The sequence below is a fragment of the Robertmurraya siralis genome (assembly GCF_005502275.1).
GTDB classification, from domain to species: domain Bacteria; phylum Bacillota; class Bacilli; order Bacillales; family Cytobacillaceae; genus Robertmurraya; species Robertmurraya siralis.
The window spans coordinates 94,724-112,389 of the sequence record NZ_SWLZ01000010.1 but is presented as its reverse complement, the minus strand read 5'-3'; the positions used below and the strand labels follow the sequence as shown (position 1 = coordinate 112,389).

Here is a 17,666-nt window from a genome sequence, read left to right as displayed (position 1 = left end):
ATAAGGATGAAAAAGCTAATGGAACCGCTTCTATTTGTAAATAGCTGGCGTTTTTTAATGATGGGTGCCTTTATTCATTTATGGGTGCTAGGCGACTCACAGATTAGTTCATTTATCCTTATCCTCCTGCTCCTGCTTATGACTTGTCTACGCTGGCGTTTTGCATTGCCAGTTTGGTTTGTACTAGTAGATATTCTTATTTGTTTTTTCTATTTTCCATATACGGATATCGCTTATTACGGTTTCGCATTGCCTATTTTTGAACTTGCTTTAAAGGGAAAATGCTTGTTTTCTCTTTTCCTATGCGCAGGTGTATTTTTTGCACAGGCATCATCATCCTTCTTATTTTGGTTTTTTTTCCAGGCATTCTTCTTTGGAGTCTTTTCATTTATTTTCTTGAAAAATCAAGAAATGTATAGGGTAGACATAGATGAGCAACGTAAGGTCCGGTACGAACTGGAACGAATAAAAATAGATTTGCTGGAAGCGAATCAATCGGTTTCCCATCAGGCGGAACTAATGGAAAGATATCGGATAGCAAGAGAACTTCATGATCACTTAGGACATGATTTAACAGGTGCAACACTCGCCTTACAAGCTTATCAATATGTTCAGGAACCGGAAGAAGCCAAGAAAATTCTTCAGGAGGTTAAAAATCGTTTAGAGCGTAGTACGAAAAGTTTAAGGGAAACTGTCCATAATATGACACCAATGACACGAATCGGTGTGGAAAGCTTAGAGAGCGTTGTGCGAAATTTCCAACAAAAGGATATTGAGTTTAAAAAGTCAGGAAATATGCTCTTGGTTCCGGTTCATATATGGAGTCTGTTAGAATCGTGTGTGAAAGAAACTTTAACGAATGTTGCCAAACATAGTAATGCTACAAAGGTTGAAGTGGATTTACAGGTGACAGAATCGATTGTGCGTCTATCAATCAAGGATAATGGCACAGCTAAAAAGCTGAGCCATACAGGAAGTGGGTTAAGAAGTTTGCAAATGCGCTCCCGCTCCATGGGAGGCAGCTTATCTATCAGTCATGAAAATGGCTTTTTAGTCGTTTGTGTTATTCCTTTGGATAAGGAGATGTTAAATAGATGAAGGTTTTAATTGTAGATGACGATCCGCTTGTTTGTCAAAGCTTACAGTTACTGCTTGGAAAGGAACATGATTTGGAAGTCATTCATATAGCAGTGAATGGACAAGAAGCGATGGAATTATGCCAAAATGAACAACCGGATGTTATTTTAATGGATATACAAATGCCAGTTGTCAATGGAATTGAAAGTACAAAAAGAATAAAAGAACAATGGCCTTCTATCCAAATTATGATGTTAACGACGTTTCGGGATGAGAAGAATATTAGATTGGCATTAAAAGCGGGAGCGGCAGGGTATTTGCTAAAATCGGCATCAATTGAAAACATGGCTCAGCAAATTAGGGCATTAAAAGCAGGCTCCACAATATTGGATGCAGATGTTTTAAAAACAATTACGGAACCAGAAAAAGCAGCCTTGGAAGGTTTAACGGAACGAGAGACGGATATCGTAGAGCTAATAGCTCAGGGATTTTCGAATAAGGAAATAGCTGAACAGCTTTTTTTGAGTGTTGGAACTGTCCGAAATATGCTATCGGTTATTTTAGACAAATTAGAATTTCGTGATAGAACACAGTTAGCCATTTATTACTGGCAAAGGAAACAGGAGTGAAAAAAGGGAAATGAGTTAGGGTGATAGAGATGTCCTTTAGCGGCACTGATGCCTCATAGCCTGCGGTTTGGAAGTAGGAAAGAGACAGTCTCAGGTTATATAATAGCCCTCGAGTCAGTCTCTTTTCCTGAATTGTCATTTTAAGTAATTGATGGGAATAAGCTTTAAGCGTTCAAGCAACTAAGGGATCACAAGTTAAATTCCAAAGTGATATCCTGTTTTTTTAGCAGGTTTTGCATCTTTTTATTTAGATAGAGATATACTTTCCGGTAACAGATTGTGAATTTTCTTTTAACTCTTTCGGAGTTCCAGTAGCAATAACTTCTCCACCTTCAATTCCACCGTTTGGTCCCATGTCAATTATATAGTCGCTTGAAGAAATCATTGGAATATTGTGCTCGACAATAATCACTGAATTGCCTGCATCTACTAGACGATTTAGCAATTCGTGCAGATGTGTAATATCTGAAGTGTGGAGCCCGCTCGTTGGTTCATCTAGTAAATAGAGTGTGTGTCCTTTTTGAGAACCGCTTAATTCTTTTGCCAGTTTCAGGCGCTGCCCTTCACCGCCAGATAAGGTGGTAAGCTGCTGTCCCAAAGTAAGGTATCCCAAGCCAACATCGACAAGTAAGTTTAATCTTGTTTGCGCTTTTTTCCCAGTTATATGCTTTAGCGCATCTTCCACATTCATTTCTAAAAAGTCTGAGATCGTATATCCATTAACTGTTATCTCCAGCACTTCTTCTTTAAATCGTTTGCCTTTACATTCTGGACAAGTTACTTGTGTATTGGAAAGAAAATGTAGATCAACGTCCACTTTCCCCATTCCTTCACAGCGATCGCAGCGTCCCCCAGTTGTGTTGAATGAGAAAAATTTAGCTGTGAGTCCCAGTTTTTTAGCATGCTCTTGCTCGGCAAAGAGCTTGCGCAAATCCGTATAGATATCGAGATAAGTGGCAACATTAGACCGTGCCATACGAACCAGTGGACTTTGTCCAATATTAATAATTGAATCGATTTCTTCCATTCCGGAAATGCTGTCACACCCTTCTTGAGTGGCTAAAACATCGAAAATTAATGTCGACTTTCCTGAGCCTGAAACACCCGTTATAGCTGTGAGGGTTTCAAGAGGCAGGTCAACAGAAACTCGTTTCAAATTGTGCTTTGTAGCATTGTTGATTGTTAATGCTTTCCCATTTCCTTTACGAGCTTTGGAAGGTAAGGTAATATCTTTTCCAAGAGTGCGACCAGTGATGGAGTTTGGATTTTTCATAAGATCTGAGGTCGTTCCAACCCCTATAATCTCACCCCCAAGTCGTCCAGCACCTGGACCAATATCAATTAAATGATCCGCTGCTTCCATGACCGTTTCGTCGTGCTCAATAACAAGAACGGTGTTTCCTAGATCACGTAAACTTTTCATGACATCAATTAATCCATCTGTATCGCGGGGGTGCAATCCAGCTGTTGGTTCATCTAAAATATATAGTACACCGGTTAATCCGGAGCCTAAGATTGAGGCAAGGCGTAATCTTTGTGCTTCTCCCCCTGATAAAGTGATGGCTTGCCGATCCAGTGTTAAATAGCCTAGTCCGACTTGTAAAATTCGGGCAAGTCGTTCATGTAAATCATGTAGAACAGTGGCTAAAATCTCATCTTCCTCGTGAGCAAATAGTTCACTGGTGTTTTGTACCCAACGTAAAAGTTCATTTAAGGGAAGAAGTGAAAGTTCGGGCAATCTTTTTTTGTTTACACGAACGGAACGAATCTCTTCGAGCAATCGTTCACCGTGACAGTCTGGACAAGTTTCGGATTTAAAAAAATCTGCCACTTGTGAACTTTCTCCATTTTCTTTATAGGAACGCCACATAGCACCTAATACTCCAGCAAATTTTCCTTTTGCAACAGTTTTTGGTGGTTTGATATTAGGAAAGTGACGTGTGAAGCGTTCATCCTCAGCACCATAGTAAAGAAAGTCCAGCTCTATTTCTGAGAAGTCCTTGATAGGTTTGTCCGCAGTAATAGATAAGCCGTAGTACTGGCTTCCAGCAGTAACCACATTTGTATTGTATTCTCCCCATGAACCAGTCCAAATGCTTACTCCTTCATTAATTAATGATTTATCTGGATTAAAGAGTCGTTTTAAGTCAATTTCCTTTGCAACACCTAATCCCGAACAAGTAGGGCAGGCACCGGAAGGTTTATTGAATGAGAAATCAGCACGTGTCAACCGGTTGTGGGCTTTCTGACAGTTTTCACACACTATCATTTTCTCATCTGCCCCGATTGGTAGTGAAGGCAGGGTTTTACCACAAGCTGAGCATGGACGCTCACCTTTCTGTTCAAAGAGCTTCCGCAAGTAAGAATAGAGATCAGTTACGGTTCCAACTGTTGAGCGAGGATTACGATTGGTTACATGTTGACCAATTGCAATGGAGGGGGAGAGACCGCTGATTCGTTCAACCTTTGGCCGTTCAAATACATCAGTTGATAGCCCACTTGATTCTAAAAATTGACGATTACATTCACGTTCCAATATATCAAAAGCAAGGGTTGATTTTCCAGAACCGGATGGTCCAGTAATGACCACCAGTTGATTTCTGGGAATATCCAAAGTAATATTTTTTAAATTATTTTCTTGTGCTCCTTCAATACGAATGGTCTCTAACATATAAATATCCTCCTATTCTATTTTTTTTAAAAGCTGAGGTTGTCCTCATGAACCCAGTATGAGGACAGGCTTAGCACAGAATTCCTTTAATGGAGAACTCTTTCTTTTTTTTGGGAACTTCAGGCTAGAGCGGTGTGTACCAAAAGTTAAACTTGGCACTGCTTTTTGAAAACTTGAGGAAAAACGAATTTTTTGAGAAGCCGCAATACTTTTGGGACTTTCCCACGAATTTTGGCTCATTGCGTATGAAATCAAGGTTTCACACTGCTGATAGGTCCAAAAATCATCACCGACATATATTGAGGTCTTTTTAAAAAGGAAGTTGTACACATAGTTGCTGCTGGGTGCTATATCAGCTTTGGACCTGCTCTTCCATCATACAACTTTGATGCAATCCCCCTACTTTTAGTGAATGTGCAATTGTTCTGATAGGAGAAGATTTTTAAAAGTTTAGCATGTTCTTGAAGGTTGTACTTTAAGGGTGAATTAGGGATAATGAAGAGTAAAGGGATGGTGTATAGGGATGAAGGGTATTGAAATAGCGAGGCTTTGTAATGTGTCAACAAGCACGTTGAAGCATTATGAAGAATGGGGGCTTGTTCCAGAAGTACCCAGAGCTGAAAATGGCTATCGAAAGTATACAAACATCCATGCAGCTTATTTTCAATGTATTGTAAAGATGAATATTGGTTTTGGGATGAAGTTCGTTCGAGAGATCATGCCGTTGATTCAAAAAGGAGAAGTTATGCAGGTTCTGTGGAGAATTAACGAGGTCCAAACTCTGCTACAAAAGGAAAGACATCAAGCAGAACAAGTTGTAGAGATGCTCGATGTGGAGGAAGTTGAATGGTTTCAGCGAAGTCGTAAGAAAAAGGATTATTATACGATTGGGGAAGTAGCAGAAATTGCGGGGATAGCAGCATCAGCCATTCGGCATTGGGAGCTGGAGGAGCTTATTCATCCTATTCGTCATCAAGAGAGCGGGTATCGCTTGTATTCACCAGCAGATGTCAGACGAATCCTCATTATTCGAACAGTTTCTCGTGCCGCGTGGTCATTGGATATTGTTAGAGAAGTATTATCTGAAACAGAAAATCAACATCTTAAACGGGCAAAAGAAATGGCTATTCACTCATTGGAATATATTGATCAAAAGTTGATTGCCCGTATGAAAGCGATCACTGCTTTAAATGAGCTATTGGATCTCGTCTCAAATGAGGAAGATATCTGGAATGAAGAGCCGCGTGGGTATATGGATAAGTTATTTTAAGAAATATGTTATTGCTCATTGCTGCAAAAACTTTCACCAATAGGACCGGAAAACGACTTTTTTATTTTGTGAGGAATATTGTTCAAGAACCATGTCGTTTGGCTGGTAAGAATCAAAGTTCGTAGGAGTCATTCCCTTCGATTATCTGTAGGAGTAGTTGTTTAGATGCACTTTCAGTATTATAAAAGATCCCATTACGAACGTACAAATTTCGGGATATTACGAACCAAAAAAGACCGGGGGGTTTGACCCGGCTTTTTTGGATAGCGATAAGCACTAAGGAAAAAGGCTTTAATTTAACGTCGCAGGAACAATTCGAACTTTCATTGTTCCGAAGGTGCGTGCGCTTTTCTTACATTGGTTGTTATTGTGTTGAGAAAATATATTCAATGTCATCCAACATGATATTGGCTGCTAGTACACCGCCAGCTGTGTTCCAGATAATGTCACTTACTTTATGGGCATTTCCTTTCTTGACAACTTCTAGGTTTTTCCATAACGGATCGTTTGTCCATTCTTCTTCGACCGCAACGGAATCTGCATAAGTGAAGTAGAATAGAACATCTGCATCCATTTCAGGGATTAATTCTTTATCTACCTCTACGGCAAAGTTCCCCATTTTATTGTTTTCAGTAAATAATTTTGCTTGATGGGCTGCTCGTTTAAAGCCAATTTGCTCAAAGATCACACCTGAGAAAGAATCCGTGTAGTAAATACGAGTTGGACGAGAACTAAAACGTATAACCGAAACTTCTTGATTTACCTTATCACCAAGCGCAGTTTTTAATTTTTCAACTTTATGATCATACTGAGCCAATATTTCTTCTCCTTTTTTATCTAAATTTAGTGCCTTTGCATATAATTCAAAGTTTATTTTCCAATCACCTGCTAAATCTTCTGAAAAAACAGTTGGTGCAATAGCTTTTAATTGCTCATAAATTGCTTCTTGGCGAATTTTATTGCCGATAATTAAATCAGGCTTTAGTTTGGCGATTTTTTCAATATTTACTTCGTTTTCATCTCCAACAACCTCAACGCCTTCCATATCGGCACTGATGTGTTCGTACCAAGGATCCTGCCCCCATGACATCACGGCTCCCACTGGCTTAACTCCAAGTGCCAATAATGCTTCCGTACCTTCATTTGTTAAAATAACAACGCGTTCTGGTGTTGCCGGTATTTCTGTTGTTTCCATGGCGTGTTTTACTGAATAACTAGTATCTTTTGTTTTCGTTGCTTCTTCAGGTTTATTTGCAGCTTCTTCGTTGGTATTTCCACAACCTGCTAATAAAAAAAGTGATAGAATGGTAAAAATCGGTACTAATAACCTGAATTTCCTTTTCAATTCTTTCCCTCCCGGTGCAAAATAAATGAATTTGATAATCATTATCAATTAGTATGGCTGTTTTTATTCTACTTGAAGGAAGAATTGCAGTCAATAATACATTGAAAATAATTATCATTATCATTGACTGAGTTTTTAATATCTTCTAAACTAGCAATATAAATAATTAGGATGGACAGTCAAATGAATGGGATATTTGAATGGAAGAATTTAGGTAAAGTTGCAGTGGCAATCGTTTTTCTCGCTTTATTTATTGGGATGAGTATTATTTTAGGTTATACAGATACATCGATTCAATTGGCTTACGAAGCCTTTACATCATTTGATGGAAGGAATGAGCATTTAATCATTCAATCGGTTCGTTTGCCAAGAGCATTAATTGCAGCTTGTGTAGGTGCTTCTCTTGCAATAGCAGGAGTTTATATGCAAACTCTGACTAAAAATCCTTTAGCATCTCCTGGAATATTAGGAATAAATGCAGGAGCTAGCTTTGCAGTAGTTTTTGTTCTCTCTTTTTTTGAAGTTTCAAGCCTTAACATCTTTACTTGGGTGGCTTTTTTAGGTGCAGCTATTGCAGCAATAGTGGTTTATTTTGTAGGCGGAGTTGGTAGAAAAGGATTAACCCCAATGAAAATAACTCTTGCTGGAGCTGCAGTTACAGCGTTGTTTTCTTCTTTTACTCAAGGGATTTTGGTAACAAATGAAGCTGCACTTGATGAAGTGTTGTTTTGGCTTTCCGGATCTATTCAAGGGAGAAAGCTTGAATATTTAACATCTGTCTTCCCTTATTTATTGGTCGGCTGGACAATGGCGCTTGTCGTGGCTCCAATGATGAATGTCGTTGCTATGGGTGATGATATAGCTAAAGGGCTGGGATTAAAAGTTGGATTGTTAAAGCTAACGGTAGGGATGATAGTGATATTACTTGCGGGTGGATCCGTCGCTATTGCAGGGCCAATTGGATTTATTGGAATCGTTATTCCGCACATTGCTCGACGTTTAATAGGTAACGATCATCGTTGGTTAATCCCTTTTGCAGGCCTATTAGGAGGAGTGCTCTTATTAGCTGCTGATATAGGTGCTAGATATATTGTAATGCCTCAAGAAATTCCTGTAGGAGTGATGACTGCTCTTTTTGGCACTCCGTATTTTATTTATATTGCAAGAAAGGGGTTTAACAAGGGATGAAGGGATATCAAAGTGTTCGCTTAGGTAAGGATCAGGTGTCCCTACTATTAGACAAAAACACGATAGTAAAGTTAGTCATTCTAATTATTTTCACTTTCGGCATTTTCATTGTAAGCGCTAGTTTGGGTGACCTTAGAATCCACCCGTTAACAGTGGTTAATCTCCTGTTTTGGGGGAGCGGAACAGAGCTGGAACAACTCGTAATCTATCAGTTTCGATTACCACGAATATTTGCTTCAATGTTGGTTGGAATGGGATTAGCGGTAGCGGGAGGAATTCTCCAAGGAATAATCCGCAATCATTTAGCTGCTCCAGATACAATTGGAATAACTGCGGGAGCGGGCATGTCAGTAATGATTTTTTTATGGCTTTTTAGTGATGAAAATTATTCGTTAATGGTTAGTATAAAATGGTTGCCCGTTGCAGCATTTATAGGAGCTTTGTTAGTGGCCATTTTTGTCTATTTTTTATCATGGAAGGATGGAGTAACCCCTGTACGACTTATACTTATCGGAATAGGTGTTTCCGCTCTGATGCAAGCTGGTACAACAATATTTATGGTTTTAGGTCCAGTCTATATGGCAAGCCAGGCGAATATTTGGATTACTGGTAGTGTAAATAGTGTAACTTGGTCAGACGTTCGTGTGCTTCTGCCAGTGACAATTGTATTGTTGATGATAGCATTTATTTCGGCACGCAATGTTAATGTTCAATCACTTGGTGAAGATATTGCAACAGGGGTTGGAAGTCGGGTTCAGCGCCAACGTTTTATACTTCTCCTTATTAGTACGGGTTTAGTAGGAACTGCAGTTGCTTTTGCTGGAGGAATTGGATTTGTGGGACTTATGGCACCTCATATTGCCCGAAAGCTTGTCGGTTCTTCGTTCGGTTCATTATTACCTGTTGCAGCTTTAGTAGGTGCTATTCTCGTAATGTTAGCGGATTTAATGGGTAGAACATTATTTTTACCATCTGTCGTACCAGCAGGTGTATTTACGGCCACTTTAGGTGCTCCCTATTTTATATACCTTCTAATGAAAACAAAAAATAGTTAATTGCTGGAGGAAGTAATGATGACAAGTATTTTGCAGACGGAAAAGCTTACTCTTTCATACGGTGATACAATTATTATTAAAGAGTTAAACTTAACGATTCCGAAAGGTGAAATTACAATATTTATTGGTGGCAATGGGTGTGGGAAATCTACGCTCCTGCGTTCCATTGCCCGTCTTTTGAAGCCTGAAGAAGGAATGGTATTGCTTGACGGTAAAAACATTGCAAAGTTACCTACAAAGGAAGTGGCTAAAAAATTATCAATTCTGCCACAGGCACCAGATTCTCCAGAAGGACTTTCCGTTTTGCAGTTAGTGAAACAAGGGAGGTATCCATATCAAAATTGGGTGAAGCAATGGACAAAAGAAGATGAATGGCATGTAATGAATGCTCTTGCTTCAACTTCTTTAATCGAATTTAAGGATAAGGCCATTGACGAGTTATCAGGGGGACAAAGACAAAGGGCATGGATTGCCATGACATTGGCACAAAACACTGATATTATATTGCTGGATGAACCAACAACTTATTTAGATATGGCGCATCAAATTGATATTCTCGATCTTTTGTACGACTTGAATGAGAAAGAGAAAAGAACGATCGTGATGGTATTACATGATATTAACTTGGCTTGTCGCTATGCGCATAACCTGGTGGCGATACGTAATCAACAGATTATTGCACAGGGAAAACCAAATGATATTGTGAATGCTAAACTTGTTCAACAAGTTTTTGATATGCAGTGTGTGGTTACAGTTGATCCTATTGTAGGGACACCGCTTTGTATCCCGTACGGGAAAAGTCGCTCCAAGGTTAATTTTAAAGCAAATTGAAGTTTGCTGAAAAGAAACTGAAAATGAGCAATTTTTATTTTGTTTTAACCTAATATTAGGGGAACCTTGATATATGATGTTATGAAATTATGTCATTTGAAAGTGCTTAATCTTCCATTGTAACAGTTTCCCCAGAAGAGAGTGCCATGGTAATATTATCTGTCACAAGCTTAAAAACAAAATTTCTGGTAAAAAGAAGGGCACTTGTTAGCAGAGAGAGATCATTTTTAAAAATTTCAACCATTAGGACTAGATTCACTGTCAGCAATACAATAATCGCTATGTCACTTTCACCTTTGAATAGTTACTGGTGGATGGTATTTAAATTTGGTTTAACTCTGCTACTCCGAGGGCGAATTGCTTCCAGAGAGTGCTTTCTACACGTTCTTTCTGAAGGTGGTCGCATTCAACAATGAGAACAACTTCTGAATTTTTCCGTTTTAATAAAAACTGTTTCCGTTGAGAAATTTTTTTCATAAACAAATCAATGATGAAACCTATCAAGAATCCGCTTCCTGCTCCGATTAGCCCCCAAATAATGGGTCCCCATTCGAGTTCAAACCCTTTGCTGGCGCCTACTGTTGAAAAGAGAAAAGCCAGTATCATTCCTTTTGAGATGAGAGAAACTCCATCAGAATGATGAATGCTGTCAAATATCCTGCGCTCCTCTGTTCTATTGTTTAAAGGAACAGCTAAAATGTTTGTGATTCCGTATTCCTCCAATTCTGTCATTGCCAGCTCAAGATAGGTTGAATGTTCAAAAGTGGCAAAAATGAGCACGTTATTCACCCTGCTTCCTTTCTGTAAACTAAATCTATATTTTTGATAATGACTTCTTAAATATTTCCTTTGCTCATATTCAAATAATTTATTGTTTTCGACAGTGCTTACATAAGAATCAAAAATCGTAAAAAAATAGAAAGAAGGTAAATATAAAAGCCATTGAGCATCGAGAACCGCATTTGACTTATCAAGATTTCCATTTAGTAAGTAAATAAGTGCTTCGAGGAAATGCGAGTAATACATAAAAACAGCAGTCCAAATAAGTGTAAAACCAGCAAGGATAATTCTGTGTGCGTAAAGTTGACCCACGCTGGGAATAGTCATTGACCAAAGGAGCGCCATTATAGGATTCCTTTTATCCAGATAGTTAATTTCAAAGGCTCCTATTGAAAATGAATTAAACCGAGCATCCTCTCTTTTGGCAAGGGTATAAATATTATTCAAATCCACAGTGGTGCGGTAACTGTCCCAGATTGCAAAAAGATACACAGGTATATACATTAGAACCATTTTTAAATCCAATACTTCTTTTGCTGCATCAAAGTTACCTGTGAATGAATAAACCATGGCTTGATTTAGCCTTGTTGCCTGGTTGATATAGATTTCCCATATAAATAAAGAAAAAGCTCTAAAATACTTATTTAAGAGAAAGTGTCCAAATCCAGGGAATGCAATGACCACATGGCTATAGTCCAAGGGTTCCTTAAATGAATCTGTGTTGTTCCAAAAATACTTACATAAGCCTTATAGCGCCTTGACTTGTTTGTATTTTGGAAATTTTCCATGCTGTTCCTCCAATAATTTTTTATGAAGGTAGTATCTGCTTTTAGTCTCAGATTTATCCTTTTTAAAGGATTTGGTTATGAAGCGGTGGGAGGGGATTATGATTGAACGAAACGGTTTTTTAGGAAATCTTTTTTTGGTGGAGAATTATTCTTCAACTTTTATGTAATACTAACCTAAAAAATATTTAGGAGGGTTGTACTTGAACTCGGAAAAAAAACAAGCAAATATTGAGTTATCTTGTACGGAGATTGGTGGTCTCTGGGGCGTTTATTTTCAAGAAAGCATGAGTTCTTGTTTTCTTACATATTTTTTGCATCACCTACAAGATAAAGAAATCATTCCACTCGTAAAAGAATCACTGCAAATTTCACAAACTCGATTAGAAAAAATAAAAGAAATCTTCCTTGCAGAAAATTTCCCTGTACCTTCCGCTTTTTCAGAGGGAGATTTAAATTTGGCTGCACCTCCATTATTTCATGACTATTTGCCTTAAGCTATGTTTATATGATGAATCGGTTAGGAATGATTAATTTTAGTTTTACTGCTTCAAACAACGTGCGTCTCGATGTCCTTGATTTTTTTACCGAATGTATACATACTTCGACTGAACTGTTTGGGAGAGCGGTTAAGATGATGCTGTCAAAAGGTATTTATGATCGTCCACCTAAAATGAACTATCCGAAAGAAATTGAGTTTGTGAAAAAGGAGTCCTTTCTTTCGGGGATTATTGGAGATAAACGCCCTCTAAATGCAATAGAACTATCTGAAATTTTCTTTAATATCGAACGTAATTACTTTTCCGTCCTAATCATGCTTGGATTTGCTCAAGTAGTAAAAGACAAAAATTTAAAAAAACATATTCTTAAAGGCAAAGATGTTAGTGAAAAACAGATCTCACTTTTCAATAAGTTACTGATGCAAGAAGAGCTTCTTGGAACGGTGACAGTAAGTATGGAAGTAACAGATTCCACTTTGTCACCGTTCTCAGACAAACTCATTTTTTCAATGATTAATATTTTGAATTCAGTAGATATTAGCTTAATCTCACATGCAATGTCAGTAACAATGAGAACAGACCTTACAGCCCAATATAGCAAAATCATTGCGGAGGTAATGCTTTACGCCAAAGAAACATTTGATATTGTCGTCGAGAGGCAATGGATGGAACAACCTCCACTTGTAACGAATAGAAAGATGTTGATTCGTAACAATAATAATTAGCTGATTTGTGAGAAGTAATATTGTGAGGTATTATGCGTGGATCCTTCAATCATGAAGGATCATTTTTCTTGCGCTTGTTTTTAAAAATGGGCTTTGTGAAATAGAATTGTTGTTAAAATGATTTTGGGCTCATTGCATGGAATCAAAGAGAAAATGAGCCAAAAATCAACACCGATATATAACAGAGCCTAAAAATTAAATAACTAAAAAAGCATGCTGCGGTTTTCGGCGCAATTTCAATCTGAAAAATACTGCTCCTGTAACGGAATACAACAAAAAATGGAATCAGAGTGAAAAATCTTGTTAATGAAGATTATATTTCATATAATAAAACTATAACGTTTTAGTTTAGGAGGAATTATTTTGGGGCTGAAAAATTAAAAATTGGTGAATTAGCTGAAAGAACAAATGTTACAAAGAGGACAATTGATTATTATACACATCTTGGATTATTGGAAGCGGAACGTTCTCCTTCTAATTATCGATATTATAACCACTCATCTATTGATCGAGTTCATTTTATTGAAAAGCGAAAAAAAGAAGGGTTATCTTTAGAGGAAATTAAGCAAGAAATTATTGAGACTCGCTCACAAGAGGTTGATGTATTAGAGTTAAGATCGAAAATGACGGATTTGGAAAAGGAAGTTTCGGGCATTCTTACTCATCTTGAAAAAACAGATCAAAAAAAATGTGGGGAAATTAAAGAGAAAATTTCTCGCGAGAGCTTGTCTCTAATTCAAACATTGCTTTTATTTCTAAGCTAGAACCATCGTTAATATAGTTAGATGGAACGTTCTGTTTTTATCTTCATCAAGAGGTAATGATTTGATGCCATAAAACAATTGAGACTGTTTTACTATTTTTGGAGGTGAATCCCTCAGGGAGAGGGAAATAATTGGACATATACACGATTTCAAACATTTTTTTATTGATAATTTTACTTGCGTTGACGGCATTCTTTGTTGCTGTTGAATTTGCCGTTGTGAAAATCCGAATGTCAAGGATTGATCAATTGATAGCAGAAGGGAACAAGAAAGCTGTAGTAGCAAAGAAGGTTGTTACGGATCTTGATTATTATTTATCTGCCTGTCAGCTGGGGATTACGGTTACGGCATTAGGACTTGGTGCTTTTAGTAAGCCCTTTGTGAAACAATTGATGTATCCTGTGTTTGATTGGTTAAATGTATCTGATGGAATTGCTTCAGTCATTTCATATGGGGTATCACTGGCTGTAGTCACATATCTTCACGTCGTAATAGGAGAAATGGCACCAAAAACACTTGCGATTGAGTTTTCTGAGAAAGCAACGCTGCTTCTAGCGGGTCCACTATATTGGTTTGGAAAGATTATGTATCCGTTTATCCAAATTTTGAATGGTACATCTCGAGTACTCCTACGCATGGTTGGTGTTCCGGCAGCAGCACATGAGCAGGCTTATTCGGAAGAAGAACTTAAAATTATTATGGCTCAAAGCTTCCAGGGTGGGGAAATTGACCAGACCGAGCTGAATTATATAGAAAATGTTTTCTCTTTTGATGAGCGTGTTGCAAAAGATATTATGGTACCGAGAACAGATCTTGTTACGATTGATAAAGATATGAGCTATGAAGAAATTATTAAAATTCTGGATGAACATAACTATACACGTTACCCAGTTGTTGAAAATGGCGATAAGGATCGGATTATTGGAATTGTCAATGCTAAGAAAATGTTGAGTCATATCGTTGCTGGTAGAAAAAGTAAGCTTGAAGAATTTATCCTTGATGTACCACATGTGGTTGAGGCAACAAGTATTCAGGACATCTTTTTAAAAATGCAACAGGCCCAGGTTCATATGACTGTTGTCATGGATGAATATGGTGGAACAGCTGGTGTTATAACACTTGAGGATGTTTTGGAAGAGCTTGTCGGTGAAATACGGGATGAATTTGATGGAGATGAGGTAGCAGATATTCGTTCGGCTGGCGAGAATAAGTATATCATCAATGGCCGTGTACTCCTTTCTGAGCTTGAAGAAAAGTTCGGTTTGGAATTTGAAGATAGCGAAGATCTTGATACAATTGCCGGATGGATTCAGTTGAAAAATCTCGATGTTGTAGAAAAAGGTGATGAAATCGTACATGGCCGCAATGTTTGGACAGTCGATCAAGTGGATAACTATCAAATAAGACAGGTTATTTTTCATCTGAATAATGAGCAAGAATTAGCTGAAGAGAAGAAAGCTTCTCTACCATTAACGGAAACATCTTGGAGGTGAATCCCTCGGGGAGAGGGAAATAATTGGACGAATTGATAATGTTAAATTTATTTTTGATTGCACTATTCATCCTGCTAACAGCATTCTTTGTTGGAGCGGAATTCGCCATTTTAAAGGTTAGAATGTCTAGAATCGATCAATTGATCGCTGAAGGAAATAAGAAGGCAAAGTTAGCAAAGAAAGTAGCAAAGGAACTGGATTATTATTTATCTGCTTGTCAGTTGGGAATTACCATTACAGCTCTTGTATTGGGTGCTTTAGGTGAACCAACTGTACAAAAAATATTACAGCCTTTGTTTGAAGAGTTTCAAGTCCCAACAGCAGTTGCTACGATGCTTTCATATTTCATTGCATTGTCTATAGTTTCACTTCTGCACGTTGTTATTGGTGAGCTTGCACCGAAAACATTAGCTATCCAATACGCAGAAAAAATGACGTTATTATTGGCGCCGCCGCTTTATTGGTTTGGCTTAGTTATGGGACCGGTCATTCGGCTCCTAAACGGATCTGCCAGACAGCTTCTTAAATTATTTGGTGTGAAGCCATCCGGTCACGATTCGGTTCATTCTGAGGAAGAGTTGAAGCTGATTGTTGCTCAGAGTTATGAAGGTGGAGAAATCAATCAAACAGAGCTTGCGTATTTAAAGAATATTTTCGCATTTGATGAAAGACAGCTAAAGGATATCATGATTCCCAAGGCTGATATGATTACGCTTGAAAAGCATCAATCCGTAGATGATATGATTGAAGTGATTGATAAGTATGATTACACACGTTATCCAATAAATGATCTGAGTAATCAAGCAGACGATTTTATAGGATTTATCAATACGAAGGAAATGCTTACAAGTATTGCTGCTGGAAGGAATGGTAAGATTGATGATTTCATCCACGAGATTCCACGGTTCAAGCAATCAATTTCAATTAAGGATGTTTTTCTCAAGATGCAGCAAACCCGTACACACATGGCTATTGTGACGGATGAAAAGGGTGTTTGTGTTGGTCTTGTTACGATGGAAGACATTTTATCTGAAATTGTTGGGGAAATAAGGGATGAATTAGATGGAAATGAAATGTTGGCAACAACAAGTTAACGATTAACGATAAGAAGTGAGAATTCAGGAAAAGAGACTGACTCAATTTGATCGCTCCCTTCGAGGAAGACAGATTAAAAATAAAAATCTGTTTTGCCTTCGAGGGAGCTTTTATGTGCTCAATCATAACAGCTAATCAAAATGATGATTGGGCTTGAGAGTTAAGAAACATGTTTAAACAAGAACGGGCCATTTAAAGAATTTTCAGGAGCTGCAGAGGAGACATCAAAAGAAACTAAACGGCTTTAGTCCCTTGAAATATGGGCTAAAGCCACTTTTACACTTTGTATTCGTCCGCTGACTAGCTATAAGTTATTGTGCTTTAACTTTTCTTCTTTTTACAATTAGCCATATGATGAACAGTGCAATTGGTATTAACAAATAGTTGGCATATTGTCCAAATAATTCACCAGCCTTTTCCCATTGAGGTCCAAGACTGTAGCCTAAATAAACATAAATCGCTGTAACTGGGAGCATGGCTAAGTACGTATAAAAAATAAATTTCCACACGTTCATTTTCGCTATTCCACACGGAATTGAAATAGCTGTTCGAACACCTGGAACAAATCGCCCTAAAAAGGCAACACTCCCACCATATTTTTCGAAAAATTGATCTGATTTATCCATATGCTCATCTTTTATGAAGAAATATTTTCCAAATTTTAATATGGCCACTCGGCCACCGTAACGACCTAATGCATATAAAGTAAGCGGACCAAGTACTCCACCGATTGAACCTGCAAAAATCGCTCCAAATAAATTCATTTCTCCTTCATATACCCAATAACCAGCTAACGGTAGAACAAGTTCAGCTGGGACAAATTCAAATGTTAACGCAAGCATTATGCCAAAATATGATAGATCCTTAAAAGCCTCCATCATTTGTAAAATCAGAGCTTCCAATGAGGACTACCTCCTTTACACAATATTATAACTTAGGAAAAAAGCATATATATACTCTAAACAGAGAAAATCCTCCTTCATTTGCATAGGTTAGAGAGAATCACAAGGCTGAACTATTAGAAAGGAGATCACTTAGATTTATTATTACTGTAATGGTAGTCAAAGAATACTTTGTTGCTTTGAAACAATGACGTTTCATTAAAAGGGCAAAATATTGGAAGCATACCATTATTTCATATTTTAAATTTCCGTTTACCGTTAGTGTAGTAAAATTAAAAAGAAAAAAGGGCAGTGATTGGAGACGTCCCTTTAACCATATTCTAATAAAACTCCCAAATTTTAATTTTACTATCTTTTTCATTCCTCCTTTATTCTTTAAGTTTCAATATTTTTCTTAAATACCTGTTTATGTGATTACGAGAAAGTTCGTCAAAGGTGCCTTATACGTTTTTTAAAATTTCTTAAACACAAACAGGGTACCTTTATATTGAATCTCTTTTTCATTAATAAAGTCAATTAAAAACTAATCATGGCTAAATAAATCTGATTATGTTCC

The 17,666-nt window shown here is 37.6% G+C and carries 14 protein-coding genes and 1 pseudogene; 11 read left to right on the top strand and 4 right to left on the bottom strand.

Translation table 11 applies throughout. The features are described from left to right. Positions 1-6 precede the first annotated feature (6 nt). Together FCJ93_RS13545 and FCJ93_RS13540 are read left to right on the top strand one after the other, a co-directional pair. On the top strand, positions 7-1,098 hold the full coding sequence (locus FCJ93_RS13545) for a sensor histidine kinase (RefSeq protein ID WP_137743925.1): 1,092 nt from the start codon (positions 7-9) through the stop codon (positions 1,096-1,098). Next, the gene (locus FCJ93_RS13540; protein WP_137743924.1) at positions 1,095-1,706 is read left to right on the top strand and encodes a response regulator transcription factor; all 612 of its coding nucleotides are present in this window, start codon (positions 1,095-1,097) and stop codon (positions 1,704-1,706) included. The genes FCJ93_RS13545 and FCJ93_RS13540 overlap by 4 nt, the downstream gene beginning before the upstream one ends. Positions 1,707-1,953: 247 nt before the next feature. On the opposite strand, the gene uvrA is transcribed toward FCJ93_RS13540, so the two are convergent. Beyond that, positions 1,954-4,377, bottom strand: a complete 2,424-nt coding sequence (gene uvrA, locus FCJ93_RS13535) for an excinuclease ABC subunit UvrA (RefSeq protein ID WP_137743923.1) — start codon at positions 4,375-4,377, stop codon at positions 1,954-1,956. 523 nt (positions 4,378-4,900) lie between these two features. Here uvrA and FCJ93_RS13530 point away from each other — a divergent pair. Continuing rightward, positions 4,901-5,647 carry a MerR family DNA-binding transcriptional regulator gene (locus FCJ93_RS13530; RefSeq protein WP_095310842.1) on the top strand — a complete coding sequence of 249 codons (747 nt, stop codon included), beginning with the start codon at positions 4,901-4,903 and terminating at the stop codon, positions 5,645-5,647. A gap of 364 nt (positions 5,648-6,011) precedes the next feature. Here FCJ93_RS13530 and FCJ93_RS13525 read toward each other — a convergent pair whose 3' ends face one another. Further along, complete coding sequence (locus FCJ93_RS13525) at positions 6,012-6,992, bottom strand: ABC transporter substrate-binding protein (RefSeq protein ID WP_235879480.1); 981 nt, start codon at positions 6,990-6,992, stop codon at positions 6,012-6,014. A 183-nt stretch (positions 6,993-7,175) separates the two neighbouring features. On the opposite strand from FCJ93_RS13525, the gene FCJ93_RS13520 reads away from it, so the two are divergent. Genes FCJ93_RS13520 through FCJ93_RS13510 form a run of 3 tightly spaced genes read left to right on the top strand, consistent with a single transcriptional unit; the run spans position 7,176 to position 10,066 of the window. After that, the gene (locus FCJ93_RS13520) at positions 7,176-8,180 is read left to right on the top strand and encodes a FecCD family ABC transporter permease (protein ID WP_095310839.1); all 1,005 of its coding nucleotides are present in this window, start codon (positions 7,176-7,178) and stop codon (positions 8,178-8,180) included. Continuing rightward, positions 8,177-9,235, top strand: a complete 1,059-nt coding sequence (locus tag FCJ93_RS13515; protein WP_095310837.1) for a FecCD family ABC transporter permease — start codon at positions 8,177-8,179, stop codon at positions 9,233-9,235. Before FCJ93_RS13520 ends, FCJ93_RS13515 begins: the two co-directional genes overlap by 4 nt. Before the next feature lie 18 nt (positions 9,236-9,253). After that, positions 9,254-10,066 (top strand): ABC transporter ATP-binding protein, encoded by an 813-nt coding sequence (locus tag FCJ93_RS13510; RefSeq protein WP_095310836.1) that lies wholly within the window; start codon positions 9,254-9,256, stop codon positions 10,064-10,066. A 321-nt stretch (positions 10,067-10,387) separates the two neighbouring features. Here the strand turns inward: FCJ93_RS13510 and FCJ93_RS25775 are convergent, their stop codons facing one another. Continuing rightward, positions 10,388-11,530, bottom strand: coding sequence for a hypothetical protein (locus FCJ93_RS25775; protein ID WP_321177951.1), 1,143 nt, complete (start codon positions 11,528-11,530; stop codon positions 10,388-10,390). A 298-nt stretch (positions 11,531-11,828) separates the two neighbouring features. Between FCJ93_RS25775 and FCJ93_RS25475 the strand changes: the two are divergent. The 5 genes and pseudogenes from FCJ93_RS25475 to FCJ93_RS13485 all read left to right on the top strand — a co-directional run. After that, a pseudogene (locus FCJ93_RS25475) lies at positions 11,829-12,262 on the top strand (DUF3231 family protein); the annotation flags it as partial. A 3-nt stretch (positions 12,263-12,265) separates the two neighbouring features. Continuing rightward, complete coding sequence (locus tag FCJ93_RS25470; protein WP_235879484.1) at positions 12,266-12,856, top strand: DUF3231 family protein; 591 nt, start codon at positions 12,266-12,268, stop codon at positions 12,854-12,856. Positions 12,857-13,239: 383 nt separating this feature from the next. After that, complete coding sequence (locus FCJ93_RS13495) at positions 13,240-13,620, top strand: MerR family transcriptional regulator (protein ID WP_095310832.1); 381 nt, start codon at positions 13,240-13,242, stop codon at positions 13,618-13,620. A 131-nt stretch (positions 13,621-13,751) separates the two neighbouring features. Then, entirely contained in the window at positions 13,752-15,113 is a 1,362-nt protein-coding gene (locus tag FCJ93_RS13490; RefSeq protein ID WP_095310830.1) for a hemolysin family protein, read from the top strand. A gap of 23 nt (positions 15,114-15,136) precedes the next feature. Then, positions 15,137-16,207, top strand: a complete 1,071-nt coding sequence (locus FCJ93_RS13485; protein WP_095310828.1) for a hemolysin family protein — start codon at positions 15,137-15,139, stop codon at positions 16,205-16,207. A 312-nt stretch (positions 16,208-16,519) separates the two neighbouring features. Here FCJ93_RS13485 and FCJ93_RS13480 read toward each other — a convergent pair whose 3' ends face one another. After that, entirely contained in the window at positions 16,520-17,110 is a 591-nt protein-coding gene (locus FCJ93_RS13480) for a DedA family protein (RefSeq protein WP_235879479.1), read from the bottom strand. Positions 17,111-17,666: the final 556 nt, after the last annotated feature.

Bases quoted from the DNA above. Each gene is read 5' to 3' on its own strand.
- FCJ93_RS13520 (WP_095310839.1), top strand. From the start codon at position 7,176: ATGAATGGGATATTTGAATGGAAGAATTTAGGTAAAGTTGCAGTGGCA.
- FCJ93_RS13540 (WP_137743924.1), top strand. From the start codon at position 1,095: ATGAAGGTTTTAATTGTAGATGACGATCCGCTTGTTTGTCAAAGCTTA.
- FCJ93_RS13530 (WP_095310842.1), top strand. From the start codon at position 4,901: ATGAAGGGTATTGAAATAGCGAGGCTTTGTAATGTGTCAACAAGCACG.
- FCJ93_RS13545 (WP_137743925.1), top strand. From the start codon at position 7: ATGAAAAAGCTAATGGAACCGCTTCTATTTGTAAATAGCTGGCGTTTT.
- FCJ93_RS25470 (WP_235879484.1), top strand. From the start codon at position 12,266: ATGATGCTGTCAAAAGGTATTTATGATCGTCCACCTAAAATGAACTAT.
- FCJ93_RS13515 (WP_095310837.1), top strand. From the start codon at position 8,177: ATGAAGGGATATCAAAGTGTTCGCTTAGGTAAGGATCAGGTGTCCCTA.
- FCJ93_RS13510 (WP_095310836.1), top strand. From the start codon at position 9,254: ATGACAAGTATTTTGCAGACGGAAAAGCTTACTCTTTCATACGGTGAT.
- uvrA (WP_137743923.1), bottom strand. From the start codon at position 4,377: ATGTTAGAGACCATTCGTATTGAAGGAGCACAAGAAAATAATTTAAAA.